At 55.2% G+C, this 3,019-nt stretch carries 2 protein-coding genes; both read left to right on the top strand.

Annotated features, from left to right (window positions below; all coding sequences use genetic code 11):
• Positions 1-281: 281 nt before the first annotated feature.
• Complete coding sequence (locus Q3970_RS10680) at positions 282-1,280, top strand: S49 family peptidase (RefSeq protein ID WP_303100553.1); 999 nt, start codon at positions 282-284, stop codon at positions 1,278-1,280.
• Positions 1,281-1,372: 92 nt separating this feature from the next.
• On the top strand, positions 1,373-2,767 hold the full coding sequence (gene hrpA / locus Q3970_RS10675; RefSeq protein WP_303100552.1) for an ATP-dependent RNA helicase HrpA: 1,395 nt from the start codon (positions 1,373-1,375) through the stop codon (positions 2,765-2,767).
• Positions 2,768-3,019: the final 252 nt, after the last annotated feature.

Below are 3,019 nucleotides of genomic sequence, written 5' to 3'. Positions count from 1 at the left end.
GAGGCAAAAACCGCGTATGCAAGACAAAAAGCGCAGCAAGGTTGAACACCTTGCGGGCATTTTAGCTTCGCAAGTCCGCTACGCTGCCTAACGCCGCAGGCGGGGTGTTTTGGCCAAAAATACCGCCATTGCGTTGAATGCCGACAGACCCTAGCAACCATATTTCCACACCGCCTGAAAATAATCAAGGCCGTCTGAAAACCGCTCCGGCAGCGCTCGGTTTTCAGACGGCCTTGATTCGTCTACAATAAGTGGCATTTCATCATCAGAAAGCCTGTTTTATGCAATACCGAATCCGCAACGACAACAACACACCGCCCGCCAACCCGGTTCCGTCGGGCGAAAACTGGGAACGCAGCACCCTGCGCGACGTTTTGCTCGAAGCCTATAAAGAGCAGCGCCGAAACCGCTTCTGGCGCAACCTCTGGCGTGCCGTATGGATGCTGTTTTTTCTGGCGGTTGCCGTCAATTCATGCAGCGACAGCAAATCGGGCGGCAGCCAACTGGTCAACACCCGGGAGGAGCACACCGCCGTTATTTCACTGAAAGGAACCATCGGCGGCGACTACAGCGAAGATCAAACCGCCATGCTGAGCGACAGTTTGGAAGCGGCCTACCGCAATCCCAAAGTGAAAGGCATCATTATCCGCGCCAACAGCCCCGGGGGATCGGCCGTGGTTTCCAACACCGCATTCAACGAAATCCGCCGTCTGAAAGGGGAGCATAAAAACATTCCCCTCTACGTTGTGGCCGAAGACGTGTGCGCCTCCGGCTGTTACTACATTGCTTCGGCGGCCGATAAAATTTATGCCGATCCGTCAAGTATTGTCGGCAGCATCGGCGTTATCAGCGGCGGCTTCGACCTGACCGGCCTGATGGAAAAAATCGGCGTAAAACGCCGCCTTAAAACCGCCGGCGGCAATAAAGGCATGGGAGACCCATTCTCTCCCGAAACACCCGAACAGGTCAGAATCTGGGAACAGATGCTGGCCGATATCCACAGGGAATTTATCAAAGCCGTGAAACTCGGACGCGGCAGCCGCCTGAAAGAAAAAGAAAACCCCGATGTTTTCAGCGGCAGGGTATACACCGGCAACGAAGCCAAGCAGATCGGCCTAATCGACGATTACGGCAGCGTATACAGTGTAGCCCGCGACGTGGTCAAAGCCCCAAAACTGGTTGACTACACGCCCGAAGACAATTTCAGCAAACTTTTAGGCCGCCGCCTGCGCGCAGAAGTCTCATCGGGTTTGGAAAAAATCAGCAGTAAAACATGGTAAGCCCGTCAAATTTGTCTTACACTGCCCGGGCCGTCTGAAATGTTTCAGACGGCCTTCTACTATAATCATTTCCTTTTTTCTCCTTGTTTCCCATGCAGCCCGACTTCACCCGTGTTCCCGCCCGCGACCGCCATTTCCTGCAAACCGCCTTCAAAAACCCGAAAAAATTCGGTGGGTTGGAAGCCGTGCAGCAAAAATACCGCAAGTCGCACGAAACCTATTTAAAACGCCAAGCCGCGCTGCCCCGTCCGCAATATGACGGCACGCTGCCGGTGCACGGGCGTTTGGACGACATTAAAGCCGCCATCGCCAACCACCAGGTAACCATCGTCTGCGGCGAAACGGGTTCCGGCAAAACCACGCAGCTGCCGAAAATCTGCCTCGAACTCGGGCGTGGCACGGCGGGCTTAATCGGCCACACCCAGCCGCGCCGCTTGGCTGCGCGTTCCGTTGCCGAGCGGATTGCCGAAGAATTGGGCAGTAACATCGGCGAAGTAGTCGGCTACAAAGTGCGCTTCAACGACCACACCTCGCGCGATGCCTATGTGAAACTGATGACCGACGGTATCCTGCTGGCCGAAACACAAACCGACCGCTACCTCACCGCCTACGACACCATCATCATCGACGAAGCGCACGAGCGCAGCCTGAACATTGATTTTCTGCTGGGCTACCTGAAACAGCTGCTGCCGCGCCGCCCCGATTTAAAAGTCATCATCACCTCGGCCACCATCGATGCCGAGCGCTTTTCCAAGCATTTCGACAACGCCCCCGTACTGGAAGTGAGCGGGCGCACCTATCCCGTCGAAATCCGCTACCGGCCGCTGCACACGGCGGACGAAGACGAGGCCGAAATCGAAATTACCGATGCAATCGTGGACGCCGCCGACGAACTGGCGCAGCACGGCGAAGGAGACATCCTCGTCTTCCTGCCCGGCGAACGCGAAATCCGCGAAGCCGCCGAAGCCCTACGCAAATCGCCGCTGCGCCGCGATGACGAAATCCTGCCGCTGTTCGCTCGTTTGTCGCATGCCGAACAGCACAAAATCTTTCACCCATCGGGCACCAAACGCCGCATCGTGTTGGCCACCAACGTCGCCGAAACCTCGCTCACCGTGCCGGGCATCAAATATGTAATCGACACCGGCCTGGCGCGGGTGAAACGCTATTCCGCCCGCGCCAAAGTGGAGCAGCTTCACGTAGAAAAAATCTCGCAGGCCGCCGCCCGCCAGCGTTCCGGCCGCTGCGGCCGCGTTTCCGCCGGCGTGTGTATCCGATTGTATTCAGAAGAAGATTTTGAACAGCGCAACGCATTTACCGACCCCGAAATCATCCGCAGCAATCTGGCGGCGGTAATCCTGCGCATGGCTGCACTGAACTTGGGCGATGTATCCGCATTCCCGTTTCTCGAAGCGCCCGACCAGCGGTATATCAATGATGGGTTTCAGGTGTTGTTGGAATTGGGGGCGGTGGAGGAGGCCGTCTGAAAATGCCTGTCTGAGAAAACGCGTAGGTCGGGCATTTATGCCCGACTTACAAGAGAGAATCATCTCAGGACAACGCAGTGAGAATTTGAATATCAAAGGAAAATTAAGTGACTGATATTTTAGAAAAAGTTAGCAATGGATTATTGCAAAGAATCATGGAACTCGAATGGCTTTTAGCCTCATTACTGATAATTTCATTGGGGCTTAGGAAGCAAAATCATCAAATTTCATGATAAGCTTCTGATATGCCGA

The sequence above is a fragment of the Neisseria sp. genome (assembly GCF_030530745.1).
In the GTDB taxonomy this organism is placed as follows: Bacteria; Pseudomonadota; Gammaproteobacteria; order Burkholderiales; family Neisseriaceae; genus Neisseria.
The sequence above is the reverse complement of the archived record's forward strand: the minus strand, read 5'-3'. Positions and strand labels throughout refer to the sequence as shown.